Source organism: Mycobacterium sp. 134 (genome assembly GCF_048282715.1).
In the GTDB taxonomy this organism is placed as follows: domain Bacteria; phylum Actinomycetota; class Actinomycetes; order Mycobacteriales; family Mycobacteriaceae; genus Mycobacterium; species Mycobacterium septicum.
Genome location: NZ_JBLVUN010000008.1, coordinates 1,451,248 through 1,477,234 on the forward strand (window position 1 = coordinate 1,451,248; position 25,987 = coordinate 1,477,234).

At 65.9% G+C, this 25,987-nt stretch carries 28 protein-coding genes and 1 pseudogene; 18 read left to right on the forward strand and 11 right to left on the reverse strand.

The window, feature by feature from the left end:
* Positions 1-28 precede the first annotated feature (28 nt).
* A pseudogene (arsB, locus tag ACNQVK_RS11730) lies at positions 29-1,533 on the reverse strand (ACR3 family arsenite efflux transporter).
* Positions 1,518-1,949, reverse strand: a complete 432-nt coding sequence (locus tag ACNQVK_RS11735; RefSeq protein WP_418029654.1) for an ArsI/CadI family heavy metal resistance metalloenzyme — start codon at positions 1,947-1,949, stop codon at positions 1,518-1,520. The pseudogene arsB and the gene ACNQVK_RS11735 overlap by 16 nt, the downstream one beginning before the upstream one ends.
* A gap of 100 nt (positions 1,950-2,049) precedes the next feature.
* On the opposite strand from ACNQVK_RS11735, the gene ACNQVK_RS11740 reads away from it, so the two are divergent.
* Positions 2,050-2,409, forward strand: a complete 360-nt coding sequence (locus ACNQVK_RS11740; RefSeq protein WP_044519995.1) for an Rv2640c family ArsR-like transcriptional regulator — start codon at positions 2,050-2,052, stop codon at positions 2,407-2,409.
* A gap of 34 nt (positions 2,410-2,443) precedes the next feature.
* Here ACNQVK_RS11740 and ACNQVK_RS11745 read toward each other — a convergent pair whose 3' ends face one another.
* Positions 2,444-2,737 carry a DUF4193 domain-containing protein gene (locus ACNQVK_RS11745; RefSeq protein ID WP_044519994.1) on the reverse strand — a complete coding sequence of 98 codons (294 nt, stop codon included), beginning with the start codon at positions 2,735-2,737 and terminating at the stop codon, positions 2,444-2,446.
* A gap of 137 nt (positions 2,738-2,874) precedes the next feature.
* On the opposite strand from ACNQVK_RS11745, the gene ACNQVK_RS11750 reads away from it, so the two are divergent.
* Positions 2,875-3,210: a hypothetical protein gene (locus ACNQVK_RS11750; protein WP_044521608.1), complete on the forward strand. Its 336-nt coding sequence runs from the start codon at positions 2,875-2,877 to the stop codon at positions 3,208-3,210.
* A gap of 72 nt (positions 3,211-3,282) precedes the next feature.
* Entirely contained in the window at positions 3,283-4,203 is a 921-nt protein-coding gene (locus ACNQVK_RS11755; RefSeq protein WP_418034126.1) for a TauD/TfdA dioxygenase family protein, read from the forward strand.
* Positions 4,204-4,217: 14 nt separating this feature from the next.
* On the opposite strand, the gene ACNQVK_RS11760 is transcribed toward ACNQVK_RS11755, so the two are convergent.
* Complete coding sequence (locus tag ACNQVK_RS11760) at positions 4,218-4,511, reverse strand: hypothetical protein (protein WP_418029655.1); 294 nt, start codon at positions 4,509-4,511, stop codon at positions 4,218-4,220.
* A 344-nt stretch (positions 4,512-4,855) separates the two neighbouring features.
* Here ACNQVK_RS11760 and ACNQVK_RS11765 point away from each other — a divergent pair, with 344 nt between their 5' ends.
* Positions 4,856-6,520, forward strand: a complete 1,665-nt coding sequence (locus ACNQVK_RS11765; RefSeq protein ID WP_418029656.1) for a CotH kinase family protein — start codon at positions 4,856-4,858, stop codon at positions 6,518-6,520.
* A gap of 4 nt (positions 6,521-6,524) precedes the next feature.
* On the opposite strand, the gene ACNQVK_RS11770 is transcribed toward ACNQVK_RS11765, so the two are convergent.
* Positions 6,525-7,445, reverse strand: coding sequence for a hypothetical protein (locus ACNQVK_RS11770; protein ID WP_418029657.1), 921 nt, complete (start codon positions 7,443-7,445; stop codon positions 6,525-6,527).
* A 176-nt stretch (positions 7,446-7,621) separates the two neighbouring features.
* On the opposite strand from ACNQVK_RS11770, the gene ACNQVK_RS11775 reads away from it, so the two are divergent.
* Positions 7,622-9,037, forward strand: a complete 1,416-nt coding sequence (locus ACNQVK_RS11775; protein WP_418034128.1) for an amino acid ABC transporter substrate-binding protein/permease — start codon at positions 7,622-7,624, stop codon at positions 9,035-9,037.
* Positions 9,034-9,807: an amino acid ABC transporter ATP-binding protein gene (locus tag ACNQVK_RS11780; protein ID WP_211155600.1), complete on the forward strand. Its 774-nt coding sequence runs from the start codon at positions 9,034-9,036 to the stop codon at positions 9,805-9,807. The genes ACNQVK_RS11775 and ACNQVK_RS11780 overlap by 4 nt, the downstream gene beginning before the upstream one ends.
* A gap of 1 nt (position 9,808) precedes the next feature.
* Here the strand turns inward: ACNQVK_RS11780 and ACNQVK_RS11785 are convergent, their stop codons facing one another.
* Positions 9,809-10,411 (reverse strand): TetR/AcrR family transcriptional regulator, encoded by a 603-nt coding sequence (locus tag ACNQVK_RS11785; protein WP_418029658.1) that lies wholly within the window; start codon positions 10,409-10,411, stop codon positions 9,809-9,811.
* Positions 10,412-10,521: 110 nt separating this feature from the next.
* On the opposite strand from ACNQVK_RS11785, the gene ACNQVK_RS11790 reads away from it, so the two are divergent.
* The gene (locus ACNQVK_RS11790; protein WP_418034130.1) at positions 10,522-11,421 is read left to right on the forward strand and encodes an alpha/beta fold hydrolase; all 900 of its coding nucleotides are present in this window, start codon (positions 10,522-10,524) and stop codon (positions 11,419-11,421) included.
* On the opposite strand, the gene ACNQVK_RS11795 is transcribed toward ACNQVK_RS11790, so the two are convergent.
* On the reverse strand, positions 11,394-12,095 hold the full coding sequence (locus ACNQVK_RS11795) for a DUF3060 domain-containing protein (RefSeq protein ID WP_418029659.1): 702 nt from the start codon (positions 12,093-12,095) through the stop codon (positions 11,394-11,396). The two genes, ACNQVK_RS11790 and ACNQVK_RS11795, sit on opposite strands and share 28 nt — an antisense overlap.
* 244 nt (positions 12,096-12,339) lie before the next feature.
* Here ACNQVK_RS11795 and ACNQVK_RS11800 point away from each other — a divergent pair, with 244 nt between their 5' ends.
* From ACNQVK_RS11800 to ACNQVK_RS11830, 7 genes are all read left to right on the forward strand, one after another.
* Positions 12,340-13,179: an N-acetylmuramoyl-L-alanine amidase gene (locus tag ACNQVK_RS11800; protein ID WP_418029660.1), complete on the forward strand. Its 840-nt coding sequence runs from the start codon at positions 12,340-12,342 to the stop codon at positions 13,177-13,179.
* A 111-nt stretch (positions 13,180-13,290) separates the two neighbouring features.
* Positions 13,291-13,746, forward strand: a complete 456-nt coding sequence (locus ACNQVK_RS11805; protein ID WP_418029661.1) for a hypothetical protein — start codon at positions 13,291-13,293, stop codon at positions 13,744-13,746.
* Positions 13,747-13,753: 7 nt separating this feature from the next.
* Positions 13,754-14,461: an ABC transporter ATP-binding protein gene (locus ACNQVK_RS11810; protein ID WP_418029662.1), complete on the forward strand. Its 708-nt coding sequence runs from the start codon at positions 13,754-13,756 to the stop codon at positions 14,459-14,461.
* A gap of 20 nt (positions 14,462-14,481) precedes the next feature.
* Positions 14,482-15,246, forward strand: coding sequence for an ABC transporter permease (locus tag ACNQVK_RS11815; RefSeq protein WP_418034132.1), 765 nt, complete (start codon positions 14,482-14,484; stop codon positions 15,244-15,246).
* Positions 15,243-16,055, forward strand: a complete 813-nt coding sequence (locus ACNQVK_RS11820) for a methyltransferase domain-containing protein (protein ID WP_418029663.1) — start codon at positions 15,243-15,245, stop codon at positions 16,053-16,055. Before ACNQVK_RS11815 ends, ACNQVK_RS11820 begins: the two co-directional genes overlap by 4 nt.
* Before the next feature lie 50 nt (positions 16,056-16,105).
* Complete coding sequence (locus ACNQVK_RS11825) at positions 16,106-16,780, forward strand: helix-turn-helix domain-containing protein (RefSeq protein WP_418029664.1); 675 nt, start codon at positions 16,106-16,108, stop codon at positions 16,778-16,780.
* A 448-nt stretch (positions 16,781-17,228) separates the two neighbouring features.
* Positions 17,229-18,320 carry an MmpL3/TtfA transport complex stabilizer gene (locus ACNQVK_RS11830; RefSeq protein ID WP_418029665.1) on the forward strand — a complete coding sequence of 364 codons (1,092 nt, stop codon included), beginning with the start codon at positions 17,229-17,231 and terminating at the stop codon, positions 18,318-18,320.
* Between the two features lies 1 nt (position 18,321).
* On the opposite strand, the gene ACNQVK_RS11835 is transcribed toward ACNQVK_RS11830, so the two are convergent.
* Both ACNQVK_RS11835 and ACNQVK_RS11840 read right to left on the reverse strand, forming a co-directional pair.
* On the reverse strand, positions 18,322-19,026 hold the full coding sequence (locus ACNQVK_RS11835; protein WP_418029666.1) for a response regulator: 705 nt from the start codon (positions 19,024-19,026) through the stop codon (positions 18,322-18,324).
* Positions 19,023-20,618 (reverse strand): ATP-binding protein, encoded by a 1,596-nt coding sequence (locus ACNQVK_RS11840; protein WP_418029667.1) that lies wholly within the window; start codon positions 20,616-20,618, stop codon positions 19,023-19,025. The genes ACNQVK_RS11835 and ACNQVK_RS11840 overlap by 4 nt, the downstream gene beginning before the upstream one ends.
* A 204-nt stretch (positions 20,619-20,822) precedes the next feature.
* Here ACNQVK_RS11840 and ACNQVK_RS11845 point away from each other — a divergent pair, with 204 nt between their 5' ends.
* The 3 genes from ACNQVK_RS11845 (at position 20,823) to ACNQVK_RS11855 (ending at position 23,030) form a co-directional block, all read left to right on the forward strand.
* Positions 20,823-21,071: a hypothetical protein gene (locus ACNQVK_RS11845; protein ID WP_418029668.1), complete on the forward strand. Its 249-nt coding sequence runs from the start codon at positions 20,823-20,825 to the stop codon at positions 21,069-21,071.
* A gap of 153 nt (positions 21,072-21,224) precedes the next feature.
* Complete coding sequence (locus tag ACNQVK_RS11850; protein ID WP_418029669.1) at positions 21,225-22,586, forward strand: cation:dicarboxylate symporter family transporter; 1,362 nt, start codon at positions 21,225-21,227, stop codon at positions 22,584-22,586.
* 129 nt (positions 22,587-22,715) lie between these two features.
* Entirely contained in the window at positions 22,716-23,030 is a 315-nt protein-coding gene (locus ACNQVK_RS11855; protein ID WP_044521574.1) for a hypothetical protein, read from the forward strand.
* 3 nt (positions 23,031-23,033) lie between these two features.
* On the opposite strand, the gene ACNQVK_RS11860 is transcribed toward ACNQVK_RS11855, so the two are convergent.
* The gene (locus ACNQVK_RS11860; protein ID WP_418029670.1) at positions 23,034-23,345 is read right to left on the reverse strand and encodes a hypothetical protein; all 312 of its coding nucleotides are present in this window, start codon (positions 23,343-23,345) and stop codon (positions 23,034-23,036) included.
* 108 nt (positions 23,346-23,453) lie between these two features.
* Between ACNQVK_RS11860 and ACNQVK_RS11865 the strand changes: the two genes are divergently transcribed.
* Complete coding sequence (locus tag ACNQVK_RS11865) at positions 23,454-25,076, forward strand: fatty acid--CoA ligase (protein ID WP_418029671.1); 1,623 nt, start codon at positions 23,454-23,456, stop codon at positions 25,074-25,076.
* A gap of 70 nt (positions 25,077-25,146) precedes the next feature.
* Here the strand turns inward: ACNQVK_RS11865 and ACNQVK_RS11870 are convergent, their stop codons facing one another.
* Entirely contained in the window at positions 25,147-25,977 is an 831-nt protein-coding gene (locus tag ACNQVK_RS11870) for an alpha/beta fold hydrolase (protein ID WP_418029672.1), read from the reverse strand.
* Positions 25,978-25,987: the final 10 nt, after the last annotated feature.

A 25,987-nucleotide genomic window follows, 5' to 3' on the forward strand; every position in this document is an offset into this window, starting at 1 on the left:
GCGACCACCGCCACGGGGCACCGGAGAATCAGCCGGTGGGGCCGAGTCCGAGTTCCTCGAGAAGAGCGCGAACCCGCCGCTCGATGTCGTCGCGAATCGGACGGACCGCTTCGACCCCGAGGCCGGCCGGATCGGCCAACTCCCAGTTCTCGTACCGCTTGCCGGGGAAGTACGGGCAGGTATCCCCGCAGCCCATCGTCACGACGACGTCGGCCGCCTCCACGATCGCGTCGGTCCATCGCCGAGGTTGTTCATGCGCGATGTCGATGCCGACTTCTGCCATCGCCGCCACGGCCGCGGCATTGACTCTGTCGGCAGGTTCCGAGCCTCCCGAGAACACGGATGCCCGGTCTCCTGCGAGGTGAGCGAAGTAGCCCATCGCCATCTGGGACCGGCCCGCGTTATGGGTGCACAGGAACAACACACTGGGGCGGTGGCGCTCGGTCATCGGCCGATCCTCACGGGTTGGTTGTCTCCCACGGTGGTGAACCGGCGTCGCAGACCCAGTGACACGTAGACCAGCGCCACGAGTACGGGTACTTCGATGAGCGGGCCGACCACGCCTGCCAGAGCCTGGCCGGAGGTCGCGCCGTACGTCGCGATCGCCACCGCGATGGCCAGTTCGAAGTTGTTGCCCGCGGCTGTGAACGCGAGGGTGGTGGTGCGCTCGTAGCCCAGCCCCAGGACCGCTCCCAGTGCGTATCCGCCTCCCCACATGATCGCGAAGTACGCCAACAGCGGCAGCGCGATGCGTGCGACGTCCAATGGTCGGCCGGCGATCTGGTCGCCCTGGAGCGCGAACAGCACGACGATGGTGAACAGCAGGCCGTAGAGGGCCCATGGGCCGATACGGGGCAGGAACGTCGATTCGTACCAGTCCCTGCCCTTCGCGGATTCACCGATGCGGCGCGACAGGTAGCCGGCCAGCAGCGGGATACCCAGGAAGATGGTCACCGACTTCGCGATCTGCCATGGTGATGTGTCGATGCGGGCTTGCTCAAGGCCGAGCCAGCCGGGCAGAACCGACAGGTAGAACCAGCCGAGCACCGCGAACATGAGCACTTGAAATATCGAATTGAGGGCGACCAGTACCGCGGCGGCCTCGCGGTCGCCGCACGCCAGGTCGTTCCAGATGATGACCATGGCGATGCAACGGGCCAGCCCGACGATGATGAGACCCGTTCGGTACTCGGGCAGATCAGGCAGAAAGAGCCAGGCCAGCGCGAACATCAGGGCGGGACCCAGCACCCAGTTGAGGATCAGCGAGCTGATCAACAGCTTGCGATCACCGGTCACCCGGTCGAGTCGGTCGTAGCGGACCTTCGCCAGGACCGGGTACATCATGACGAGCAGGCCCAGTGCGATGGGCAGCGAGATGCCGTCGATCTGAACGTGATTCAGTGCGGTGTTGACTCCGGGAACGAGCCTTCCGAGCAGCAGGCCTGCGGCCATCGCCACGGCGATCCACACCGGTAGCAGTCGGTCCAGCGTGGAAAGCCGCGCGGGGACAACCTGGTTCACGATGTGCAGCAGGCGCCGCCGGGTTCGGTGCCATCGAGTGCGGGTGAGTTGGTGCCGAAGGATTCCGAGTCGGCGAGAACGGTGTAGACCTCCCACTTCTCGCCGGCGGGCCCGGTTACCCACACCTTGTCCTGGGTGGCGAAGCAACAGGTGGTGCCGATCTCCTCCTCGGTGAACAAGCCTTCGTCGGTCAGACGGGCGATCTCGGCGTGCACCTGGTCGCTCGACTCGACCTCGACACCGAGGTGGTTGAGTGTCCCGCCGTGCCCGGGGTTTTCGATGAGCACCAATTTGAGCGGGGGAGCGGCGATGGCGAAGTTGGCGTAGCCGGGCTTGACCTTCGCCGGGACCGTATTGAAGAGCTTCGAGTAGAACGTGATGGCTTCGTCGAGATCATCGACGTTCAGGGCGAGTTGTGCGCGGGACATGTCAGGCTCCCAACCTCTGCGACTTATGTCGAACTATTCGGGCAGCATCGATGATGCCACCTCTTCGACGTATGTCAATATCCTCTGGCAGAATGGTTGCATGCCCAAGGCGTTGCCGGTGGTCGACACCTCAGAACCGGTCTGCTGCTCACCAGTGGCGGCCGGCCCGATCGATGACGATGGAGCGCTGGAGATCGCCTTACGGCTGAAAGCACTGGCCGACCCGGTGCGGGTGAAGCTGGTGTCGCTGTTGTTCAGTGCGGAGGCTGGAGAGGTCTGCGGATGTGACCTGGCGGCCGCGGTGGGTCTGGCCGAATCGACGGTCAGCCATCATCTGTCGCAGTTGCGGCGAGCGGGAATGGTGGAGTCCGAACGGCGCGGTATGAACGTCTACCACCGCCCGCGCCGGGACTCGCTCGTCGCGTTGTGCACCGTGCTCGACCCGAACTGCTGCCGTTAGGACAACGGCTGTCGGGCCAGGGTCGTCGGTTGCGTCAGACGCACTCGACGCAGAGCAGCTGCTCGCCCTTCTGCAGGGCCAGCCGGTTGCGGTGCTGCACCAGGAAGCAGCTGGAACAGGTGAACTCGTCAGCCTGCTTGGGGATGACCCGAACGCTCAGCTCCTCGCCGGAAATGTCGGCGTCGGGCAGGTCGAACGAATCGACCACCTCGTCCTCGTCGATGACTGCCGTGTCGGCTGCGGTGCGCCGCGTGGCCAGCTGTTCCAGCGACTCCTCAGCGGGCTCGTCGGTTTCTTTGACGCGCGGGGCGTCGTAATCGGTAGCCATAAATGATCCTCCTAAGTTCAAGACCAATGTTTCTCGCCAACGCCACAGCGGGACATCTTGTTCCCCGGGCGAACAGCCTGTAAACGTCGGATGCACGTTAGCGGTTCAATCCGCCGGGGTCTGCATCGGTGGACGTGATGCTGAGTACAGTCGTCGGCGTGCATGACGATGTCAGAGGTTCGGACGCCGAGATCTTCGATGACGCCGAGGTTGATGAGTACCTCGATGACGACGACGCGGATCTGGAGGACCTGGACGCCAACGGCCAGGTGATCTCGATCCGCCGCGCCAATGGCGAGGAGCTCCTCACCATCGTCGCCCAGGACGACGAGTGGAACGTCGACCTGCAGCCCGGGGGTTCCGTGCAGAGCGCGTTCCTCGGTTCCCGACGCGACACCCCGGTGTGGATCAACGCCCTCGACGGTCAGATCGAGCGCGATGACGACGGCACCTACGTCATCCGCATCGACTGACCTTCTAAGGTCTTTGCGCTCGTAGTGAGCGCAACCGTGGTGCTGCCACACCCCGTCGCCGATCGTGACGGGGTGTCCTCTCTGCGTGTAGTGAAGCTCGGTGCCCACATCGGGGCCCGCATCGACGGAATCGACGTCAACGGCAACCTCGACGCGGCCACGGTGTCCGCGATCAACGATGCCCTCCTTGAGCACAAGGTCATCTTCTTCCGTGGCCAAGACCACCTCGACGACGACGGGCAGTTGGCATTCGCCCGGTTGCTCGGCACGCCGACGGGAGCGCATCCGACCGTCACCTCGCGGGGCGACCGGATCCTGCCGATCGACTCGCGGTATGACAAGGCCAACAGCTGGCACACCGATGTGACGTTCGTCGACCGCATCCCGAAGGCCTCGCTGCTGCGGGCGATCACCCTGCCGGACTACGGCGGCACCACGACGTGGGCGTCGACCGAGGCGGCGTACGACCTGCTGCCCGAGCCGCTGCGGGCGCTGGTCGAGAACCTGTGGGCGGTGCACACCAACCAGTACGACTACGCGGCCGATTACGACGGGCGCCACGAGGAACTCGCCGACGGTCACCGTCAGTACCGGCAAGAGTTCGAGTCCGTGTACTACGAGACCGAGCATCCGGTGGTGCGGGTCCATCCCGAGACCGGTAAGCGGGTATTGCTGCTGGGCCACTTCATCAAACAGTTCGTCGGCCTCGGCGCCGCCGAATCGGCCACGTTGTTCCAGCTGCTCCAGAATCGGGTCATCAAGCTGGAGAACACGATTCGATGGAGCTGGGAGCCCGGCGATCTGGCGATCTGGGACAACCGGGCCACCCAGCACTACGCGGTGGCCGACTACGACGACCAGTTCCGCCGGCTCAGCCGGATCACGCTGGCCGGCGATATCCCGGTCGACGTCCACGGACAGCGCAGCCGGGCGATCGCCGGCGACGCATCGCGATACTCCGAGGTGGTCACGCCGGCCGCGTTGGCGAGCTGACCCGGGCGGGGTGATCAGAGCCGGTCCATCTCCCGAGCCATCAGGCTGTTCTCCAGGTAGCTGCACCGCGACGGGTAGTAGCGGGCATGCCGCCGCTCAGTACTCGCGTGCCAGCGCGCTGCCACCGATGACATCGCATGCGACACCATCGCGATGACGTTGTGGTCCCCTCGGGAACCCGCTGCCGCCGCGGTACTGAACAGCACCTGCTGTTCGGTGATGAGCACCGGTTCGTGTGAATGTCGATCCGGTGCGGTCTGTTGTGAGGCTTCGCGCTTGTCGACGGAAACCGGATGGAAAATGCTCATTTCGAACTTCCTCTGAACCAAGCGCCGTATTTTCCAGCGCTTTCATGAAGAAAACGTACGGCCGCAGGCGGCTCATCCTCACGCGTAGTGCACTACCTCTATATGCGACGTTTCGGACCGAACGTTCTTTTACAGCCGGGCTTCCCGAGACTGTGAAGTGGACAGGATGAGCGATTTGTAAAGCTCAACACGCAGTTTGCCACTGGCCGATGGCGTGGGGAACGGGACCTTTCCTGTGCAACTATCTTGTTCCCGCGCAGTGCAATTGGATGGCCACTCGTGTTGGTGTCGCGCACACTGATCGTCAGGGATGCGGCGAGAGGTGCTGACGTGGGGGAGATCCGATGAGTGCGCAACAGCAGAAGAAGCTCGATGCGCTCTATGCAACAGACAATGTGCTCACCGTCAGAATCGCTATGGCGCAAGCGGACTGGGATGCGGTGCGCACCGAGCAGCCCGACGGCGGAATATGCAACTTCGACTGGGACGGCGGTTCGCGCTACACCTGGCGCAAGGCAGCCTCGGTCGAGATCTCCGGGACCGCGTTCCCCGCGCGGGCCGAATTCAGCGATGTCGGAGTCAAGAAGAAATCCTTCTGCGGCTCGATCAACAGTGAAAAGCCGTGCATTCACCTGGATTTCGGCAAGTTCAGCGACACCAGTGAGGAGCGTGCCGAGGATCTGCTCGGATCGCGTTACCTGACCCTGAACAACTCGATCCAGGACCTGTCCTACGTGCGCCAACCGCTCGGATACCACCTGCTCGGGATGGCGGGGCTGCCGCATTCGCGCTGCAACCTGGTCCGCGTCTTCGTCAACGGCACGCCGATCGGACAGGGCTTTCCCGGGGTCAACGCGCCGGGCGTCTACGTCAATGCCGAACCGATCATGAAGCGGTACATCGAACGTAACTTCGGCAACATGAAAGGAAATCTGTACGAAATCGAACACAGGGATGATTTCGTTGCAGACCGCCTGCGACTCATCGCAACCGAGGACCTGTCGGCGTTCGACAACAAGGCGGACCTGAAGTTCGCCATCGGCCACATCGCCGACCACGGGATCGCCGGGGCCGCAGAGGTGTTCGATATCGACCAGTTCATCCGGCTGTATGCGATGGAGTTCTTTCTCAAACACTGGGACGGCTACTCGAACAACACCAACAACACCTACGTCTACAACGACGTCACGGCAGTCGAGGCACCCGGGCTCGGCAACATCAAGTTCAAGCTGATCCCGTGGGGCATCGACCAGACGTTGCGCACCGACCACCGGTTCAAGCTGGGCGGCGCCGCGGTACTCGCGCAGCTGGTGCGGGACGACGCGGCCCGGCGTGAGCAGCTCTTCGATCAGATCCGCACCTACCGCGACACGATCTTCAGCCGGCAGTCCCAGCAGACGGTGCTCAAACCACTCTTGGACCAGCTTGAGAACGTCGTGGCCGATCTCGGTGTACCCGGTGCCGCCGCTCAGGTCGCCACCGTGCGTCAGCAGCTGCGGCTGGCCGAATCAGCCGCCTACGTGTTGACCGGGATCCCCGACAACACCACCGTCTACCTGCTGAACGAGGAGGCCGGTGCCGCGCTGCACGCCAGCAACAGCGAGACCATCCCTCCGGGGGCGGCCGTGCGGGAGAACTTCGAGGTCTATCACTGGCCCTTGAAGGACGACAACGATCCGGCCGACCTCTGGCGGATCACCGATGCCGGCGGCGGACGCAAAACGCTGACCAGCCAAGCCTCCGGCCGCGTGTTGCACGCCAGTGACAGCATGACCACGGACCAAGGACACAAGTACCTCTACACCTGCGCGCCGGCCAACGGCGACCATGCCGAGGAGTTCGCGGTCGTCCCGTCGGCGTCGGCACCGGCCGACTTCGCCTACAGCGGCTACCTGCGGCTGGTGAGCGCGCGGACGAACCTGCACGCCACCTACGGCATGGACCTCACCCCGGGTGGTCGGGCCCGGGTCCACCAGGAGCCGCTCGGCTCGCGGATCTGCTTCTACTGAGGGTTCAACCCCCGGTCACCGCGTAGCCGCCGCGGTCGTCGACGATGAGGATCCGACGCTTGCCGTCCCGGTAGAAGGCGGTGCAGCCCTCCGGCTTCATCGACTCGCCGAAGCGTGCCCCGGTGACCCGCAGTGCCTCGGCGCCGCGCGTCCAGGTGCACAGCGCGAACGGCTCGGCTTTCCTGCTCAACGACTTGCCGAGCAGGATCAGGAACTGGCCGGAACGCTCGTCGTAAGAGATGTCGCGGATTCCCTGCAGCGCTGCCGAGTGGGCCACCCGCAGGGTCCGGGTGACCGGAGCGCCGAGGGCCGCTGTGGTCCACGCGGCAGCGCCGGCGTGCGCCGGGACCTCGACGATCGTCACCTGGCCGGGCTCGGCCGGCCCGCGCACCCCGAACAGCAGCGCCCGGGCTAACGGATCCCACGCCAGCCCTTCGATATTGACTCCGCCGTCATCGGGTTCGGATGTCGCAGCCGCGGCCAGGGTGGGCTGGTGCGCCAGCAGCCAGGACCGGAACCCCGCCATCGGTTCGGCCCGCAGGTCACCGGAGGCGGCGTAGCTGATGCGGACCAGGCCGTCGTTGACCCGCGAACCAGACACGGACAACGAGGATGTCGCGACGAGGTAGGTCCGGCCGTCGGTGTCGACGCGGGTCAAGCCCTCGGGATCGCCGAGTTGCTGCTCCGTCACGCCCACCAGGCCGCGCCGCCGGATCTGTTTCAGCTCGTCGTTGTCCGGATCCAGGGTGAGTTCGAAAACCGCTGTGGGGTCGTGATTGTCGATGAAGAGGAACCGTTCCGGCGCGACCTGAACAACGCCGGATGCATTGAACACTACGCCGTCGTTGCGCTTACCGAACGGCCGTGACTTGATCCGTGACTTGTCCCCGAACAGCTCCCGCGGCGTCTTCAGGGGCTCGGCCATACAGCGATGCTAGGCCGGTGGCCTCCGCCGTACCCCCGGAAATCCCGCCCTAATCGCGGTCGCGACGATAGCGTGAGGACTCGTCGTTTCACACCTGGATAGGAGACTGGACGATGAGAGCCGAATCCGCGTCGGGCGCGGGCATCGCCGGAGTATTCCGGTCCCCGCAACGGCTGATGGCCGCCGTCGTGGCGTTGCTGGTCGGGCTGTGCGGGGCCGCGATGCTGGCCCCGGCCCGTGCCGCCGCCGAAGGCGAGACCTATATCGTCGCCACCGACATCACGTTCGCGCCGTTCGAATTCCAGGACGTGGACGGGAAATTCGTCGGCATCGACATCGATCTCATCAACGAGATCGCGGCGAACCAGAAGTTCAACATCACGATCAAACCGCTGGGCTTCGACGCCGCCCTGCAGGCCGTCCAGGCCAATCAGGCCGACGGGGTGATCGCCGGGATGTCGATCACCGACGAACGCAAGAAGGTGTTCGACTTCTCCGACCCGTATTTCGAATCCGGCGTGCAGATGGCCGTGCTGGCCGGCAACGACGACATCAAGTCATACGCCGACCTCAAGGGCAAGCGGGTCGCGGTCAAGAACGGCACCCAGGGTGCCGAGTTCGCCGAGTCGATCAAGGACAAGTACGGCTTCCAGATCGTCTCGTTCGCCGATTCCGCCTCGATGTTCGAGGAAGTGAAGACGGGCAATTCCGTGGCCGTCTTCGAGGACTACCCGGTGCTCGCCTACGGCATCCAGCAGGGCAACGGGTTCAAGACCGTGACGCCGAAGGAGAAGGGCTCCAGCTACGGCTTCGCCGTCAACAAGGGCCGCAACGCCGAACTGTTGGGCAAGTTCAACGCGGGTCTCAAGGAACTCAAGGATTCCGGCCGTTACGACGAGATCGTCGAGAAGTACCTCGGCGAGGGCGCCTCGGAGGCCGACAACTCGTTCTTCGGATTGATCAAGAGCACGTTCCCGTTCCTGATGGCCGGCCTGAAGATGACGCTCATCCTGACGGTGGTGTCCATCGCCATCGCGCTGGTGCTCGGCATCATCTTCGGTCTCTTCCGGGTGTCACGATCGATAGTTCTGCGGGCCATCGGCACCACCTACGTCGACATCTTCCGCGGCACACCACTTCTGGTGCAGGCCTTCTTCATCTACTTCGGCATACCGACCGCACTGGGATTCCAGATGACGGCGCTGACCGCGGGCATCATCACGCTCTCGCTCAACGCCGGTGCTTACATGACCGAGATCGTGCGCGGCGGAATCCAGGCTGTGGACAAGGGGCAGATGGAGGCGGCCCGCAGCCTCGGTATCGGGTATCTGCCGACCATGCGCAAAGTCATTCTGCCGCAGGCGGTCCGCACCATGATCCCGTCCTACGTCAACCAGTTCGTGATCACCCTCAAGGACACGTCGATCCTGTCGGTGATCGGCATCGCCGAGCTGACCCAGACCGGACGCCTGATCATCGCCCGCAACTACCAGTCGTTCACCATGTGGCTGATCATCGGCATCATCTACTTCATCGTCATCATGGCGCTGACGAAACTCTCCGACCGGCTCGAGAAAAGGATGGTGAAATGACCCAGCTGGTACCGGAAGCCGCGGCCGCCGAGCCCGAGGGCACCGTCAAGATCCGCATCGAGGGCCTCAAGAAGTCATTCGGCGATCTGGTGGTGCTCGACGGCATCGACACCACCATCAGCAAGGGCGAGGTGGTCTGCGTCATCGGACCGTCGGGGTCCGGCAAATCCACGTTCCTGCGGTGCCTCAACAAGCTCGAGGACATCACCGCGGGCAAGGTCACCGTCGACGAGTTCGACCTCACCGACCGAAAAGTGAACCTGGACAAGGTTCGTCAGCACATCGGCATGGTGTTCCAGCACTTCAACCTGTTCCCGCACATGACGGTGATCGACAACGTGACGCTGGCGCCGCTGCTGACCAAGAAGATGGACAAGGCCGCCGCCGAGAAGCGGGCGATGGAGCTGCTGACCCAGGTGGGTCTGGCGGAGAAGGCCAATGTCAAACCGGCGACGCTGTCCGGCGGTCAGAAGCAGCGCGTCGCGATCGCGCGGGCGCTGGCGATGAACCCGTCGATCATGTTGTTCGACGAGGCCACCAGCGCGCTGGACCCGGAGATGGTCGGTGACGTGCTGCAGGTGCTGCGCGACCTGGCCGAGGGTGGCATGACGATGGTGGTGGTCACCCACGAGATGGGTTTCGCCCGCGAGGTCGCCTCCCGGGTGATCTTCATGGCCGACGGCAACATCGTCGAGGACGACACCCCGTCCGAGGTGTTCGACAGCCCCAAACACCCTCGGCTGCAAGAGTTTCTGTCGAAGGTGCTGTAGCTCAGCCCACAAAGAGGCCGTCGACCAGGGCTTGTGCCACCAGGCCCGCGTCGTGGCGGGCCGCGGCCGGGTCGTCGGCGGTCGCGATCAGCAGGGCCGCCTCGTCCAGCGCCCCGATGATCATCGACGCGAGGGTGTCCGCGGGAAGGTCTGGGAGTTCCCCGGCATCGATGGCGCTGCGGATGCCGTCGCGCAGTGCGCCGAGGTAGTTGCGATTGTCGATCTCGCGCATCTGCGCGAATCCCAGTGCCGCCGGCGCCTGCAGCACGCTGATGCGGGCGACGGTGGGGTCGAGGCAGCCGTCCAGGAACTCCTCGATCCCCGCCTCGAGCTGCGCTCGGCTGGTGTCGTGGGCCAGGGCTGCCGGCAGAACCCGCGCGGCCAGTTCGCCTTCCACGTTCTCGTAGACCGCCCGGAACACCGCCTCCTTGGTGGGGAAGTGGTAGTAGAGCGCGTTGCGGGTGACTGCGGCGACGCGCGCGATGTCGCCCGTGGACACGGCCGCGTAGCCGCGTTCGACGAACAGTGCGCGGGCCGCGGCGACCAGCGCGGACCGGGTCGCCTCACTGCGCTGTTCGCGGCCGTCGCGGGGGTCATCGCTCATCGGGAAATTTTAACAAGCTGTATGTATTGCGGTACGGCCGTTCATGTGTTTGCATACAGTCTGTATTAATTTATGTCCCGAAGCTCACGGCGAGAGGACAGGTAGTGAACATGGACATGCTCAACTCCCGACGGATGGTCCAGCTGCCCTGCGGCCAGGTCGGGGTGCGTGAACACGGCAACGGCCGGCCCGTCGTGCTCCTGCACGGCCTGGTGGCCAACGGGCTGGTCTGGCGCCATGTCGTCGACGGCCTCAACGCCCGGTTCGGTGACCAGATCCGTTGTATCGCACCAGATCTGGCCCTTGGGTCACACACCCCGGCGGTCCCCGGCGCCGATCTCACCCTGCCCGGTCTGGCCAGGACCGTCATCGATCTGCTCGACGCGCTCGGCATCGAGGAGGCGGTCCTGGTCGGCAACGGCTACGGCGGCGACATCGCGCAGGTGGTCGCCGCGTGCTACCCGCGGCGGGTCGAGGCGCTGGTGCTCGTCGCGACCAACGCGTTCGACTCCGATCCGTGGCCGGTCAAGGTGCTGTCCCGGCTCGCATCGCTACCCGGCGCCGGGTGGTTGCAGTCGAAGGCCATCGGGCTGAAGCCCCTGCAACGGCTCCGGATCACCTATGGCGGCGCGACCAAACGTCCCATCCCGGCCCACATCATGGCGGAGTTTCTCCGCCCGCTACGCAGTGATCAGTTGGTGCGTAAAGATTTCCGGCGCTTCCTGGGCGGGTTGTCACCGGCGTACCTGGCGGAGTACTCACCCCGGTTGGTCGACTACGACCGGCCCGCCCTGGTGGTCTGGCCGCGGGAGGAGCGCTACTTCCCCGCCGAGGGGGCGGCGCGGCTGGCCCGGACGCTACCCCGGGCCACGCTGGAATACGTCGACGACTCCTATGCCTGGGTGCCCGAGGACAATCCGGCACCGCTGGTCGCGCTGTTGTCCGAGTTCCTCGGGTGCCCGGAGTCCGTGGCCGAATCCGGTCAGCCCTGCTCGACCACGTTGGACTGACCCGATTTGCTCACGTCGGGTTCCCCTGTGCGGTAGGTGACCCGGTTGTCGAATCCGGATACCCCGATGGTCTCGACGGATTCGACGGTGATGACGTTCTCGACGCCGGACACGGTCACCGCGATGCAGTGGCCGGTGATCTCCAGCTCGTTCTGGATTCCGCTGACGATCACGGTGTTGTCCCGGCAGTCGACGGTCCTGTGCTCGTTGATCCCCGAGACGATCACCGTCTCTCCTGCCGGAACCTCGGTCGGTGCAACGGATCCGGGCAGAGGCACGCCGTTGATCGTGGTCTGCCGGATGGTCGTCGACTGGCTGTCGGTCACCGTGTCGGTATCGGCATCGGTGTCTGCTGCCTCGGGCTTGCCGAACGTCAGGTACGCCGTCACTAGGCCGCCGACCAGCAGGGCCAGCGCGAATCCGCCGAACACCAGGAACAAATGCGCGCTGCCGGTGCTGCGCTGCGGTTGCGGCGGAGCCGGATACGGCTCATCGCCCGGCCACGGCGCGGGCGGTCCCGGGGGCGGTGGCGGGAAGTTGTTCCCATATGTCCAGGGCTGGGTCGGGGGCGGAGCGGCGGGCCCGCCGGTCCCGAGTTCCGAGGTGCGAGCGGCGTCAGCCAGTGGGCGCTCGAGTTCCCGGATGCGGGCCTCGGGATCGTCCTTCGGGTCCATGCGCAGATGCTCGCACATTCGGCCGGGAATGCGTACGGAAAGGGCTGTCGCCGCCCTGGGTGGCTATTTGCTGATCGAGGCGCTCGCGAACGGTGTGCGGCATCGGGGTCCAGGTGAGGTGACAACGAGCAAAGTAGTTGACGGATAACCTGTCTGACCGTTCGGTTGGGTAGGGGGCGATGTCGGCGGTCCCGCGTAGGCTTGATTCCACAGAAGGTTTGCTGCGCAACGAAAAGGAATCCCAGTGCCTCAGACAGGGCGATGGACCGGCGACCCGGTCTGGCTGGCCGATGTACTTCGGGCCGAAGGTATCGACCTCGTCGAGTATCCCGGGTGGCGGACGCGGGGGCACGGAGATTTCAAGGACATCCGCGGGGTGATGGCGCATCACACCGGGTCGGACACGGCGACGGCCGCGTCGATCGCCAACGGCCGCCCGGACCTTCCCGGCCCGTTGTCGCAGCTGCACATCGCGCGCGACGGCACGGTGACGGTGGTGGCCCTCGGGGTGGCCTGGCACGCCGGCATCGGCATGTATCCGTGGTTGCCGACCAACATGGGCAATTGGCACATGATCGGGATCGAATGCGCCAACAGCGGGACCAGCCCCACCGCGCCGCATCGCAAGAACTGGCCTGACGCACAGTATTTCGCGCTGGTGCGGTGCTGCGCCGCGATCAATCGCCGGCTGGCGCAAACCTCCGAACGCACGATCGGGCACAAGGAGTATGCGGGCCGCGCGCAAGGTAAGTGGGACCCCGGGGCGATCGACATGGACATCCTGCGCGCCGACATCCAGGCGCGGATCGGCAATATCGCGAATCCGGCGCCCACGCCTCGTCCGCCGGTACCCGAGGGTCAGTACACCGACACCCTGCTGTTCCGGCCCATGGAGGGCCCGCAGGTGGCCCAGTTGCAGCGCCGGCTCAAGACGGTCTACGCGGGCTACGCGGGGGATCTCGAGGTGGACGGCGTCTTCGGGCCGCAGACCGAAGCCGCCGTGAAGGAATTCCAACGTCGAACCCGCGGGCTCAAGGTCGACGGCATCGTCGGCCCCGCCACCGCCGCCGCCCTGCGGCTCTGACGCGTTTCCGGGCTAACTCGCACGACCGGCGTCCTGACGAAGGTGTTGTCTTAGGCTAACCAAACTTCTATGGTTAACCGAATACTTCTCCTTCAAATTAAGGAACCGCTGATGAGGCGCTTGATTTGCTTGGTTGCCGGCGCTGTTCTCGTGCCCCTTTCACTCTCGTCAGCACCTCCGGCAGCTGCCGAGGACTTCGCCATCACGGCGCCCGTGCCCACGCTGGAGGAGCTCAATGCCCAGATCCAGCTACTCGTGGCCAGCCAGGCGCCGGACTACGTCAAGGCCGCACAACTGGAGGGCGGACCGCGTGCGGTGATCGTGCCGAAGATGGTCTACCGGCTGGGGATCTTCCGCGCCCCGAAGGGGTCGGCCGTCGTGACGGGACCGGAAACCCACGACGGCACCAGCCACACCGCCGTGATCAACGGCAGCCGTCAGGGGCAGCCGACGCTGCAGATCCCCGCGGAATGGCGATACATCGACGGGCAGTGGAAACTGGCGAGCAAGTCGATGTGCAACGGCATCTCCACACTGGGCCTGCCCATCCCGTGCAACTTCCAGTGACCCGGCGATGATCGAGGTCTGTGGACTGACCAAGTCCTTCGCGGGCATTCCGGCGCTGGCCGGTGTGACCGCGTCGTTTCCGCCCGCGACGGTCACCGGACTGCTCGGTCTCAACGGTGCGGGCAAGACCACTCTGCTTCGTGCGATCGCGGGCCTGGAGCGGCCTGACAGCGGCACGGTTACGTTGTGCGGTAAGCGTATTGATGGTCGCGCTGAACCCACGCGGATGCTCGGAGTGCATTTCGACCAGACGGCCATGGACCCGCGACATACGGCCCAGCGCCACCTGTCCTGGCTGGCGGCGCTGGGGGACATCGCCCGCGGGCGCATCGACGAGGTGCTGGTCCAGGTGGGCCTGGCCGGACTCCGGCACCGGCGCATCGCCCAACTGTCGATGGGGGCGCGGCAGCGACTGGCCATCGCCAGCGCCCTGTTGGCCGAGCCTCCGGTTCTGCTCTTCGACGAACCGGTCAACGGCCTGGACGTGCCGGGCATCGCCTGGCTGCGGGAATTGTTGCGCCAGTTGGCTTCCGACGGGTGCGCGATCGTGGTGGCCAGCCATCTTCTCGGGGAGGTGGCGTTGACCGCCGACCGGCTGTTGGTGATGGAACAGGGCCGGGTTGCCGCAGCCGGCAGCCTCGACGACATCGTCCCGGCCGGCGCCGATCCGCGCGAGCATCTGGAGACCCTGCTGCTCGGGATGGCCGACGCGTGAGCGGGCCGGTGCTGCGCAGCATGCGCGCCGAGGCGGTCCGCACCGGTGGGCGTGGTCCGTTGTGGAGCGTTCTGGTGCCGCTCGCGGTGATCCTGCCCGCCGCCATCACGTTCTTGATCGCCTATGTGGCCGAACGATTCGCCAGGATTCCGGGTCAGAGTTACGTACAGCAGGTGTCGACGACGAATGCGGCGTACTGGGTGATCACCGTGACGGTGGTGGTGACCGCACTGGCAGCGGCATATGGTCGAGCACACGAATTCAGGTCCGGCGCATATCAATACGGGCGATTTGCGGTTCCGCGCGCGTCGGCGGACCTGGCGGGCAAGTGGCTCTTCTACGGTGCCATCGGCGCCGTGGTGTCGGCGGCCATGGTGATGCTGGTGCTCGTCGTACTGCCGCAGGTATCCGAGTTGGTCTACGGGCAGGTGTCATTGACCGATCCACATGGCCTGCGCCTGATGTGGGCCGTGCCGGTGTACGCGTTCTTCGCGGCCGGTCTCGGACTCGGTGTGGGTGCGGTGATCCGTACCCCCGCCGCGGCCGTCGGCGCGATCCTGCTGTGGGTGTACGTGGTCGAGACCGCCGTCGGATATCTGCCCGGCGGCTATTCGCTGCAACGGTTCATGCCGTTTCTCAACGGGATCTATGCCACCGGGCAAGACATCGTCTTGAACCCGCCCTGGGGCCCAGATCTCGCCCTGGCGTACACGTGCGCCGTGTTTTCCGTTGTCCCGCTGTGCAGTACGTGGTGCATAGCCCGCCGAGGAGGAATCGCGAAATGACTGGCAAGAACGACCTGCCGCTGGCACAGCGGTCCGATGCAGACCTGCCCGGGCACTGGCTACTGGCTCGGTTGGGCAAGCGGGTGCTGCGACCGGGCGGCCTTGAACTGACCACCAGGCTACTGAGTGCGGCCCGGATCGACGACGCCGACGTCGTCGAACTCGGGCCAGGGTTGGGCCGGACCGCTGCCGACATCGCAGCGCAGCGACCGCGCTCATACGTCGGTGTCGACGACAGTTCGACGACCTCGGTCCCACTGCGGAAGGTGATGGCCACGAGCGGCGGCCGGTTGGTCGATGCCGACGCCTCGGCCACTGGCCTGGACGCGGGATCGGCGGACGTCGTGATCGGCGAGGCGATGCTGACCATGCAGGGGGAGAAGGCCAAGAAGGCCATCGTCGACGAGGCCTTCCGGGTCCTGCGCCCAGGTGGGCGCTACGCCATCCACGAACTGGGGCTGGTGCCCGACGATCTGGCCGACGAGATCAAGGACGACATCCGCCGCGAGATGGCCCGCGCCATCAAGGTCAACGCCCGGCCACTGACGGTGGCCGAGTGGAGCGGACTGCTGACCAGCGCGGGCTTCGAAATCTCCAGCGTCGACCGTGCCCCGATGGCGCTGTTGCAGCCACGCCGGGTGATCGCCGACGAGGGTGTGCTCGGCGCGCTGCGGATCGTCGGCAACGTGCTGACGCATCCCGCTGCCCGCAAGCGAGTACTGCACATGCGCAAGACATTCAACCGCTACCGCGAGCACCTGACCGCGGTGGCGATCGTCGCCGTGGTGCCTGCCGCAGAATCGAAATGACGCCGCCGCCCGTATCTGATGGGCGGCCCGCCGACGTGCATGATGTGTGCATGCCCCGGCATGGTGATCGCGTCGAATCAGACCGGGCGGCCGGCCAGCAGCGGCAGCGGGTCGTCGACCTGCTGCGCGCCGCGGACAATCCGGTCGACGCCCGGCAGATCGCCGAGACGCTGCAGATCCACGTCACCACCGCGCGGTTTCACCTGAGCACGCTGGAAGAACAGGGAGTCGTCCGCCGTGGCGGCGCGGCGGCCGGAGCCGGTCGCGTCGGGCGGCCGAGGCTCACCTACGAGATCGCCCCGCGGCTCGATTACGCCGACATCGTCGCGCTGTTCGCCGCTCATCTGGGTGGTACTCCCGAGGAGCGGGAAGCTCGCGCGCTGCGGATCGGTGCCGACCTGGCGCACCGGGTGCGGGTGGCCCGTCGGCGCGGTGAGACGACGATCGCCGATCTGGTGGTGGCCACCCTCGGTGAACTGGGATTCCAGATCCGTTCCGTCTTCAACTCGTTCGGGGAGATATCCGTCGAGATCTGCACGTGTCCATTGGCCGAGGTCGCGGTCGGTTCTCCCGAGGTCGTGCGAGGCATCCAGCAGGGCATGATGCAGGAAGTGGTCGACCTGAACGCCGAGGTCATCGGGGGTCGCTACGCGGTTTCGGTCCGGCCTGATGCCCGCAACGGTTCGTGCGAGGTGAGCCTGGTGCTGCAGCCGGTGGCCGACTAGTTGCTGGGCGCAGCGAACTACGGATTTGGCATGGCTCAATTTTCACAGCGGTAACACGAATCGGCCGTCTCCGCCAGTCAGCGCGCTTTGACGCCGGAGAAAGTTTGCTGGCGTGTCGCGGTGTGATCTACCGCTCACTTTTGCCGGAGAAGGTAAGAATTGCCATTGACGGCCCCGCTGCTCGTGAAATGCCCCGCGTCCGGCGGGCGCTGGGAAGTCCCTGGTAACAAGCATTTAATCAAATGCGACCAAAAGGTAACGAGTCGATAACGAAGAAATTCCTAAGCGCATTCTGAGAGTGTGTTGTCGAGTGCCACGTATTCGCTGTGAACTCGTTCTGGACCTGTCGGTTTCGTCGCTAGACTCAATGCAACCGCGCCACTCCCGGCGCAGATAGACCTGGAATCTAGAGCCGGTTACAGCCTTGCCGGCGGAGGTGCCGATAACGATGGCAAACAACTTCCTGCGTGCGCTGGTCGAGGCGCTGCGCATTGGCCGCGATGACCGCGCCATCGACGATACGTCTGCCCGCGGCGTCGCCTTCGACGGTGCCCTGGATGACATCGACGTGGCTGGTCTGGCCGAGGTCGGACGCGGGCCGATCGGCGACATCGCCATCGATCCCGATCGCGAGACCGTCGTGGTGACCAACACCGCAGCGCAGAGCCTGACCGTGATCAACCCCCACACCATGGGTGTGGTGGGTTCGGTCCGCCTCGCCGGAGACCCGTTCGCCGTCGTTGTCGCCGACGACCGCGCCTACGTCAGCGTCGCCACCGCCGGCCATGACTCGATCGTGACGGTCGACACCATCACCGGCGCGGTGCTCGCCGAGTACCCGCTGGCCTTCAGCGTCACCGCGTTGGCCATCAGCCCGGACGGCAAGCGCGTCTTCGCCGGTCGCAGCGGCCACGAGCGCATCGACATCGCCGTCATCGACACCACCGCCGAGCGGGTGGGCACCATCGACATCGCCACCGGCCCCGGCATCAACCTCGATGCCCTGCAGATCGACTCGACCGGCAAGCGCCTGTATGTCGCCACCTCCGATTCCCGTGGCAGCCGCTTGGTCATCGTCAACACCGAAACCGCCCAGGCCCAGGCCACCGTGTGGGTCGGTGCCCCGATCCGCGACATCGCGATCGGCGATGGCGTGGCCTACGTGCTGACCTCCGACCTTGAGCATCGCGGTGTGGTCCACACCGTCGACCTGTCGGCCGGCGCCGTGGTCGACGCCGTCGAGGTCGGTGGAGCGCCGACCCAGCTGGTGCTGAGCCCCGATGCCACCCGCGCCTACCTGGTCGATTTCGACCGCGTCACCGTGTGGTGCACGCTGACCAGCGAGATTCAGGGCAGTATGGACGTGCACGCACAGCCCGCCGCAGTTGCCGTGCGCGACAACGGAACCCGGCTGTACGTGGCCGACTACGCAGGCCACATCAACGTCTTCGACGTCGCCGAGTCGCTGTACTCGCAGCTGGTCTCGGCGGACGCGGTCGAGATGCACGAGCTGCCTGCCCTGCAGGTGGCCGGCGCCTGATTCAGCGCCAGCGATAGCGGGTACGCGGCCGACCGGCCTTGCCGTATTCCGTGTGGCGGGTGACGGTGCCTTCATCGGCCAGACGCTCGAGATAGCGCCACGCCGTCACCCGTGACACGCCGACCCGTTTGGCCGCCTCATCGGCGGTCAGCCCGTCCGGCTCGTCGCGCACCGCGGCGGCGATCCCCTCTGTGGTCTGTGGTGCCGCACCTTTGGGTGCGGTGGATTTGTCTGTGGCGATGCGTAATTCGGCCAATGCCCGGTCGACCTCGGCCTGGCTGGCGGCGTCGGTTCCCGACGGCAGCGCCAGACGGTAGCGGCGGTAGCGTTCCAGCCGGTCGCGGAAAGCCGCGAACGCGAACGGCTTGAGCAGATAGGCCAGGGCGCCATGGGCCACCGCCGCGCGCACCATCTCCAGGTCCCGCTCGGAGGTGATGGCGATGATGTCAGGAGCAGGACTCAGCCCGGAAAGGCCGGACGCCAAAGAGATTCCACTGGCATCGGGCAATCCGATGTCCAGCAGCACGAGGTCTACCGGATGCTCGGACGCGGCTGCAGCTGCCGCCGCCCGCATCGCGTCGCGTGCGGTGTGCGCCACCGCTGCCACCGAAAAGCCTTCCAGGCGGCCGAGATAGGCCTGATGGGCCTCGGCGATCAACGGATCGTCCTCGACGATGAGGACGCTGATCGTGGCGCAAGCGCTCATCGGTTCGGCACCGTCGCGGTCACCACGGAACCGTAAGTAACGTCGGCGCGCAGCGTCCCGCCGTGCTTGCGGATCACCTGGCCGACCAGGGCCAGTCCCAGCCCATGCCCGGCCGGGTCGGTGGATTTCGTGGAATAGCCACGCCGCATGGCCTTTTCGAAGGTATCCGCGTCCATGCCGGGGCCGCTGTCGGCCACCCGGATCAACAACTCGTGATCGTCCTGGGTCACCGTGACCTCGATCCACGGGTCGTCACGGTCACAGGCATCCATCGCATTGTCGATCAGATTACCCAGCACCGTCACCATCTCCTGCCCGGAGAGCACGGCGTCGGTGGACAACTGGGTGTCCTCGGTAACGGTCAGCGCGATCCCGCGCTCGTCGGCCTGAGCCGTCTTGCCGAGCAGCAGGGCCACCAGGGCGGGTTCACCCACGGCCAGCGACAACCGGTCCACCAGGCGCTGGGACAACTCCAATTCACTGGTGGCGAACCGGACCGCATCCTCGGGCCGGCCCATCTCCACCATGGTGACCACCGTGTGCAGCTTGTTGGCCGACTCGTGCGCCTGCGCCCGCAACGAGTCGGCCAGAACCTGCAGCGAGCTGAGCTCGCCAAGGGCGCCCTGCAGTTCGGTGCGATCACGGATCGTGACGACCTCCGAACTGACCCCCCGGTCGCTTCGCTCGCGCCCGCCGGACCCGGTGTCGGCGACCCGGGCCCGGTTGACCACCAGCACGCGGTCGGCGGTGACGTGCAGCTCGTCGCGCACTCCGGGATCGGCGGTACGCAGAAACTGCGGCAGGTCCTCCGTGCGCACCGGCCCTGACGCCAGCCCCAGCAGCCGGCGTGCTTCGTCATTGGCCAGGGCCACGCCATCGCGATCGAGCACGATGAGTCCCTCGGACACCGAATGCAGGATCGCGTCGTGGTGGTCGTACATGACCCGCAGTTCGTCGGGCCGCAGGCCCCGTGTCTGACGCAACAGCCTGCGCCGGATCGCCCACACCCCGATCAGTGAAACCGCCAGTGCGGCAGCGGTTACCGCGGCGATCACCGGAATCTGCGCGCGCCAGCGCTGGGCCAGCGTCTGCTGGGTGATCCCCGCCGACACCAGGCCCACGATGCGCCCGTCGGCGCTACGCACCGGTGCGATCGCCCGCACCGACGGACCCAGCGTCCCGGTGTAGACCTCGCTGAACGTCTCGCCGCGCAACGCGGGTTCGACGGTGCCCAGGTAATGCCCACCGATCTGGGTGGGATCGGTGTGGGTGAACCGGACTCCGTCCGGCGCCATGATTGTGATGAACGCGATGTCGGTGCTGGTCCGCACCGCTTCGGTTACCGGCTGTAAAACCTTTGTCGCGGTAGCGGATTCGATGGCTGCCGCCGTCGAGGGGGAATCGGCCAGCGCGGTGGCGATGCCGATCACCTGCTCGCGGGCCGCATCCTCGCCGTCGCGGCGGGCATCGAGAAGGGCCAGTGCGGTGCCGGCCATTACCACCACCGCGACCACCAGGACCTGCAGTGCGATGGCCTGTCCGGCCAGGGAGCGCGGCCAGGCCCGGGTCGACAGCTGCCGCCAGTGCGTCACAACACCTCCGATTGTGAAGGCAATGATCTCCCAAAATAGTGGCCCGAATATCCGCTGGTAGCGGGTTCGCGCCGGTGATCCTGCGACCTTCGCGCCCGTCAATTCAGGGCTGCTGTTCGTGAGCGCTGAGTCGTAGAATCTGACAGTAAGCAGGGTCGAGGGTAGATCCAAGGGAGACCTGCGATGAGCTGCATGATTCATCGCTTGACGACCATCATCATGGCCGCGGTTGCGTCACTTGCGGTAGTGACGGCGATTTCCCCGGCGGTCGGTAACGCCACCGAGTGCGGTGTGGGCACCGTTTTCGATCCACCTTCGAACACGTGCGTGGCAGCCCAGGTGCCGCCGCCCCCGCCACCCCCACCGCCGGCGTGGAACGGTGACATCACGCCCTACTTCTCGGTCGGCATCTGCGCGCCCATTCCGTTCGTCTCGCTCTGCGCGGGTATCTGAGCAATCGATCGCTGGTCCGGTCCCGAAGTCGCTCGCCTCGGGGCCGGATCGCCGCGTGAACGTAATGAACTAAAACGTGACCTGGCTCACCCTATGGTCGAAGGTACTGGTACACGCATTCACGCCGAACCCGACCGAACTGGAGGTGGACCGATGACCGTGTCCATGGACCCGCAATCAGAGCCGGCGCCCCCGCAGCGTCGCGACCGCACGCACTGGCTCTACATCGCGGTCATCGCAGCCGTCGTCGTCGGTGTGGTGGTCGGGCTCGTGGCACCCGAGGTGGGCAAGAGCGTCGGCGTGCTCGGCACCATGTTCGTCAACCTGATCAAGATGATGATCGGCCCCATCATCTTCTGCACGATCGTGTTGGGGATCGGCTCGGTGCGCAAGGCCGCCACCGTCGGCAAGGTCGGCGGCCTGGCCTTCGGCTACTTCCTGGCGATGTCGACGATCGCGCTGACCATCGGTCTGGTGGTCGGCAACCTGATCCACCCGGGCAGCGGCATGCACCTGACGGAGAGTTCGGCGGGCAAGGGCGCCGAACTCGCGGAGAAGGCACACGAGTCCGGCGGTCTCATGGACTTCGTCCAGGGCATCATCCCGGAGACGCTGTTCTCGTCGCTGACCGCCGGCAGTGTGCTCCAGGCCTTGTTCGTGGCGCTGTTGGTCGGGTTTGCGCTGCAGGGCATGGGCAGCGCGGGTGAACCGATCCTGCGCGGTATCGAACACCTGCAGAAGCTCGTGTTCAAGGTGTTGATCATGATCCTGTGGCTGGCGCCGATCGGTGCCTTCGGCGCGATCGCCAACGTCGTCGGCCAGACCGGCTGGACCGCCGTCACCCAACTGCTGACCCTGATGCTGGGCTTCTACGTGACCTGCGTGGTGTTCGTGTTCGGCGTGCTCGGCGTATTGCTGCGCGCGGTGTCGGGAGTGTCCATCTTCAAGCTGGTGCGGTATCTGGCCCGCGAGTACCTGCTGATCTTCTCGACCTCTTCGTCGGAGTCGGCCCTGCCACGGCTGATCGCCAAGATGGAGCACCTGGGCGTCGACCGAAGCACCGTCGGTGTCGTTGTGCCGACCGGGTATTCGTTCAACCTCGACGGCACCGCGATCTACCTGACCATGGCGGCGCTGTTCATCGCCGACGCGCTGAGCGCCCCGATGTCGGTCGGGCAGCAGATCGGCCTGCTGGTGTTCATGATCGTCGCGTCGAAGGGAGCGGCCGGCGTCACCGGCGCCGGATTGGCCACCCTGGCCGGTGGCCTGCAGGCCCATCGCCCCGACCTGCTCGACGGGGTCGGACTGATCGTCGGGATCGACCGGTTCATGTCCGAAGCCCGCGCGGTGACCAACTTCTCGGGCAACGCGGTGGCCACCCTGCTGGTCGGCTCGTGGACGCACACCGTGGACAAGGCCAAGGTCGATGCGGTGCTGCGCGGCGACGATCCGTTCGACGAACTCACCATGGTCGACGACCATGCCGACCGCACTCCCGAACCTGTGCGCGCCTGACAGCTAGCCACAGGCCCGGCCGGTTACCGCCCGGGCCTTCGCGTTGAACTCCTGCCCGTTCTGGCCCGTAACAAAGGGCAGGACATCACCGAAAAGGTGTATGCGAGAAGTAAGAAAGAAGACACGGCCATGTACGCATCGATCATCATGGTGGCCGCGTCGGGGGCGGCGTTGGGAACCATTTTGGCGCCGGCCGGATTGGCAGCTGCCGATTCGGCCATCGAGACCATCGGACTGCTGGAAGCCGAGGGCTTCTACGTCAACATCGACCGGGTGGGCAGCGCCCCACTCGATCAGTGCACCGTCATCAGCGTCCGTAACCCGCAGACCCAGACCAGGCTGATCCGGGTCGAGCGGTTCGGCAAGAACGGAACCAAGGATTTCGATCTCGTGCCCGTAGTGGTGCGGCGAACCATCACGGTGTCGCTGGACTGCTCGAAGTGAGGCTCAGCGCTGGCAGTTGAGTGACACCGACACGGTCCGGTTGGTGACCGATGGCACCAGGATCCGGTCGCCGCCGAGGCCCGGCCCGACGTAGGGCACCAACTGGCTGACCTGTTGAGGGTTGCGCACGCTGGTGACGGTGCACTGGTCCAGCGGCGCGGTGCCGATCTTGTCGATCGTGACGGTGTAGCCCTCCGACTGCAGGCGGTTGATCGTCTCCTGCGCCGTCTCCTCGGCCGAGGCGATCGCGGACGACGCGCCCACCACGCCCAACACAGCCAGCCCGACTGCCGCCAGCAGCGACTTCGTGCGCATCGGACCCGTCCTTCCGTCGTGGTCAGTCCATCTTCCCCTACATACATCGTTCAGGAAATTCGAATCGTTCCCGCCGGCGCCGACCGACGAGCGCATACCATCGCGCCCGTGAAGAGCACGATGCAGAACTGGCCGTTGACGATCACGTCGATCCTGCGACATGCCTGCGGCGTCAACGGGGACCGGACCGTGACCACCGCGGGCGGCGAGGGCCGCTACCGCACGATCAGCTATCGGGAGCTGGGCGGGCAGGCGGCGCAGCTGGCTCATGCCCTGCGCGGGCTCGGGGTCGACGGCGACCAGCGTGTCGGCACGTTCATGTGGAACAACACCGAGCACCTCGTCGCCTACCTCGCCGTGCCCGCGATGGGCGCGGTGCTGCACACCCTGAACATCCGGCTGTCCCCGGAACAGATCGCCTACATCGCCAACGAGGCGGCCGACAGCGTCGTCATCGCCGACGTGTCCCTGGTGCCGCTGCTGGCCCCCGTGCTGCCGCTGCTGGAGACCGTGCACACCGTGATCGTGGTCGGCGACGGCGATACCAGCGCCCTGACCGGTAAGACCGTGCTGCGCTGGGACGAGCTGCTCGCCGCGCAGGCAGAAGAGTTCGACTGGCCCGAGATCGACGAAAACTCCGCGGCGGCAATGTGTTACACGAGCGGTACCACCGGAAACCCGAAGGGTGTGGTGTACAGCCACCGGTCGAGCTATCTGCATGCCCTGAATACCTGCACGGCCAACGCCCTCGACGTCAGCTGCAGTGACTCGGTGCTGCCGATCGTGCCGATGTTCCACGCCAACGCGTGGGGGCTGCCGTATGCGGCGCTGATGGCCGGTGCCAACCTGGTGATGCCCGACCGGTTCATGGACGGTGCCTCGCTGATCGACCTGATCGAATCGCAGCGCCCCACGCTGGCCGGCGCCGTACCGACCATCTGGAACGACGTGATGCATCGGCTGGAGAAGAACCCGGGACACGATGTTTCGTCGCTGCGACTGGTGGCCTGCGGTGGTTCGGCTGTGCCGCTGTCGTTGATGCAGACGTTCCAGGAGCGGTACGGCGTGTACATCCAGCAGGCCTGGGGGATGACCGAGACCTCACCGCTGGCCACGGTGGCCAAGCCGCTGCCCGGGGTGACCGAGGAGCGGCAGTGGGAGATGCGGGTCAGCCAGGGCCGGCCGATGTGCGGTGTGGAGGTGCGTGTCGTCGACGACGAGGGCGCCCCGCTGCCCAACGACGACACCGCCGTCGGCGAACTGGAGGTCCGCGGGCCGTGGATCACCGGCTCCTACTACCTGGGCCGCGATGCCGAGAAGTTCGAGAGCGGCTGGCTGCGTACCGGGGACGTCGGCTCGATCGATCAGCAGGGCTACGTGACGCTGACCGACCGGGCCAAGGATGTCATCAAGTCCGGCGGGGAGTGGATCTCGTCGGTGGAGTTGGAGAACCATCTGATCGCGCACCCGGCGGTGTTGGAGGCGGCCGTGGTCGGGGTGCCCGACGAGCGGTGGCAGGAGCGTCCGCTGGCTGTGGTGGTGCTGGAGGAGGGGGCGTCAGCGGCGCCGGCCGAGCTGCGGGAGTTCTTGGCGGACAAGGTGGTTCGGTGGTGGCTGCCCGAGAGGTGGGCGTTCATCGAGCAGGTGCCGCGCACCAGTGTGGGCAAGTACGACAAGAAGACCATCCGGGCGCGTCACGCCGACGGCGACTACGAGGTGTTCACCCTCTAGCGCGAGCAGACGTGGAGGTACCCGAAATTTGGCGTAGTGGGGTACCTACGCGTCTGCTCGCGGGAGGAAGTCAGGCGCGCACCGCGATCGTCGACAGCAGGTCGGCCAGCCGGTCCGGGCGGTCGACCATCGAGAACGTGCGGGCGCCGTCGATGACCTCGAGACGGGCCTGGGGGATGATCCGCGCCAGTCTTTCGCCGTCGCCGACCTCGAAGAACACGTCATCGGCCGACCACGCGATGAGCGTCGGCTTGTCGAATTCGGGCAGCCGCGCGGCCACCCCGGTGGTGACCTCGGTGCGCAACGACAGGGTGAACTGCCGGAGATCCTCGGCGATCGCGGGATTCGACAACGCGGTACGGACCCACTCGCGGGTGAGCGCGTCGATGTCGGAGTAGGCGAGGCCCGCGTACGCGCGCTTGCGCACGGCCGGAATTCGGACCATCTGGGCGGCGGTCCGGAACACGGTCCTGGACCGGGCGGCCGCGATCAATGGCTTCAGGATGGGCGGCGGAAAGTGTTCGAACGCATCACAACTCGTGAGCACCAGAGCGCCGATGCGGTCCGGATGGTGCACCGCCACCAGCTGGGTGACCACGCCGCCGGTGTCGTTGCCGACCAGGACGACGTCCTGCAGGTCCAGCGCGTCCAGGGTGTCGGCGACGATGTCGGCGACACCGCGGATGCTGCGGTCGACGCCGGGTCGCAGCGGTTCGGGATGCGCGCCCAGCGGCCAGGTCGGGACGATGCACCGCAGGCCTTGCGTGGACAGCCGGGCGCTGACCTGCCGCCACAACTGACCGCCCATCATGTAGCCGTGGACGAAGACGACCGGCCTGCCGTCGGTTGGTCCGAATTCCTCGTAATGGATGGTTCCGGCGTTAATCTCAATGATCGACATGGATGACTCC

What these genes read in the sequence shown, in the direction of transcription:
- ACNQVK_RS11735 (WP_418029654.1), bottom strand. Translation starts at nt 1,949, where the DNA reads ATGTCCCGCGCACAACTCGCCCTGAACGTCGATGATCTCGACGAAGCC.
- ACNQVK_RS11740 (WP_044519995.1), top strand. Translation starts at nt 2,050, where the DNA reads ATGCCCAAGGCGTTGCCGGTGGTCGACACCTCAGAACCGGTCTGCTGC.
- ACNQVK_RS11745 (WP_044519994.1), bottom strand. Translation starts at nt 2,737, where the DNA reads ATGGCTACCGATTACGACGCCCCGCGCGTCAAAGAAACCGACGAGCCC.
- ACNQVK_RS11750 (WP_044521608.1), top strand. Translation starts at nt 2,875, where the DNA reads ATGCTGAGTACAGTCGTCGGCGTGCATGACGATGTCAGAGGTTCGGAC.
- ACNQVK_RS11760 (WP_418029655.1), bottom strand. Translation starts at nt 4,511, where the DNA reads ATGAGCATTTTCCATCCGGTTTCCGTCGACAAGCGCGAAGCCTCACAA.
- ACNQVK_RS11765 (WP_418029656.1), top strand. Translation starts at nt 4,856, where the DNA reads ATGAGTGCGCAACAGCAGAAGAAGCTCGATGCGCTCTATGCAACAGAC.
- ACNQVK_RS11770 (WP_418029657.1), bottom strand. Translation starts at nt 7,445, where the DNA reads ATGGCCGAGCCCCTGAAGACGCCGCGGGAGCTGTTCGGGGACAAGTCA.
- ACNQVK_RS11775 (WP_418034128.1), top strand. Translation starts at nt 7,622, where the DNA reads ATGGCCGCCGTCGTGGCGTTGCTGGTCGGGCTGTGCGGGGCCGCGATG.
- ACNQVK_RS11780 (WP_211155600.1), top strand. Translation starts at nt 9,034, where the DNA reads ATGACCCAGCTGGTACCGGAAGCCGCGGCCGCCGAGCCCGAGGGCACC.
- ACNQVK_RS11785 (WP_418029658.1), bottom strand. Translation starts at nt 10,411, where the DNA reads ATGAGCGATGACCCCCGCGACGGCCGCGAACAGCGCAGTGAGGCGACC.
- ACNQVK_RS11790 (WP_418034130.1), top strand. Translation starts at nt 10,522, where the DNA reads ATGGACATGCTCAACTCCCGACGGATGGTCCAGCTGCCCTGCGGCCAG.
- ACNQVK_RS11795 (WP_418029659.1), bottom strand. Translation starts at nt 12,095, where the DNA reads ATGGACCCGAAGGACGATCCCGAGGCCCGCATCCGGGAACTCGAGCGC.
- ACNQVK_RS11805 (WP_418029661.1), top strand. Translation starts at nt 13,291, where the DNA reads ATGAGGCGCTTGATTTGCTTGGTTGCCGGCGCTGTTCTCGTGCCCCTT.
- ACNQVK_RS11810 (WP_418029662.1), top strand. Translation starts at nt 13,754, where the DNA reads ATGATCGAGGTCTGTGGACTGACCAAGTCCTTCGCGGGCATTCCGGCG.
- ACNQVK_RS11815 (WP_418034132.1), top strand. Translation starts at nt 14,482, where the DNA reads ATGCGCGCCGAGGCGGTCCGCACCGGTGGGCGTGGTCCGTTGTGGAGC.
- ACNQVK_RS11820 (WP_418029663.1), top strand. Translation starts at nt 15,243, where the DNA reads ATGACTGGCAAGAACGACCTGCCGCTGGCACAGCGGTCCGATGCAGAC.
- ACNQVK_RS11825 (WP_418029664.1), top strand. Translation starts at nt 16,106, where the DNA reads ATGCCCCGGCATGGTGATCGCGTCGAATCAGACCGGGCGGCCGGCCAG.
- ACNQVK_RS11830 (WP_418029665.1), top strand. Translation starts at nt 17,229, where the DNA reads ATGGCAAACAACTTCCTGCGTGCGCTGGTCGAGGCGCTGCGCATTGGC.
- ACNQVK_RS11835 (WP_418029666.1), bottom strand. Translation starts at nt 19,026, where the DNA reads ATGAGCGCTTGCGCCACGATCAGCGTCCTCATCGTCGAGGACGATCCG.
- ACNQVK_RS11850 (WP_418029669.1), top strand. Translation starts at nt 21,225, where the DNA reads ATGACCGTGTCCATGGACCCGCAATCAGAGCCGGCGCCCCCGCAGCGT.
- ACNQVK_RS11855 (WP_044521574.1), top strand. Translation starts at nt 22,716, where the DNA reads ATGTACGCATCGATCATCATGGTGGCCGCGTCGGGGGCGGCGTTGGGA.
- ACNQVK_RS11860 (WP_418029670.1), bottom strand. Translation starts at nt 23,345, where the DNA reads ATGCGCACGAAGTCGCTGCTGGCGGCAGTCGGGCTGGCTGTGTTGGGC.
- ACNQVK_RS11870 (WP_418029672.1), bottom strand. Translation starts at nt 25,977, where the DNA reads ATGTCGATCATTGAGATTAACGCCGGAACCATCCATTACGAGGAATTC.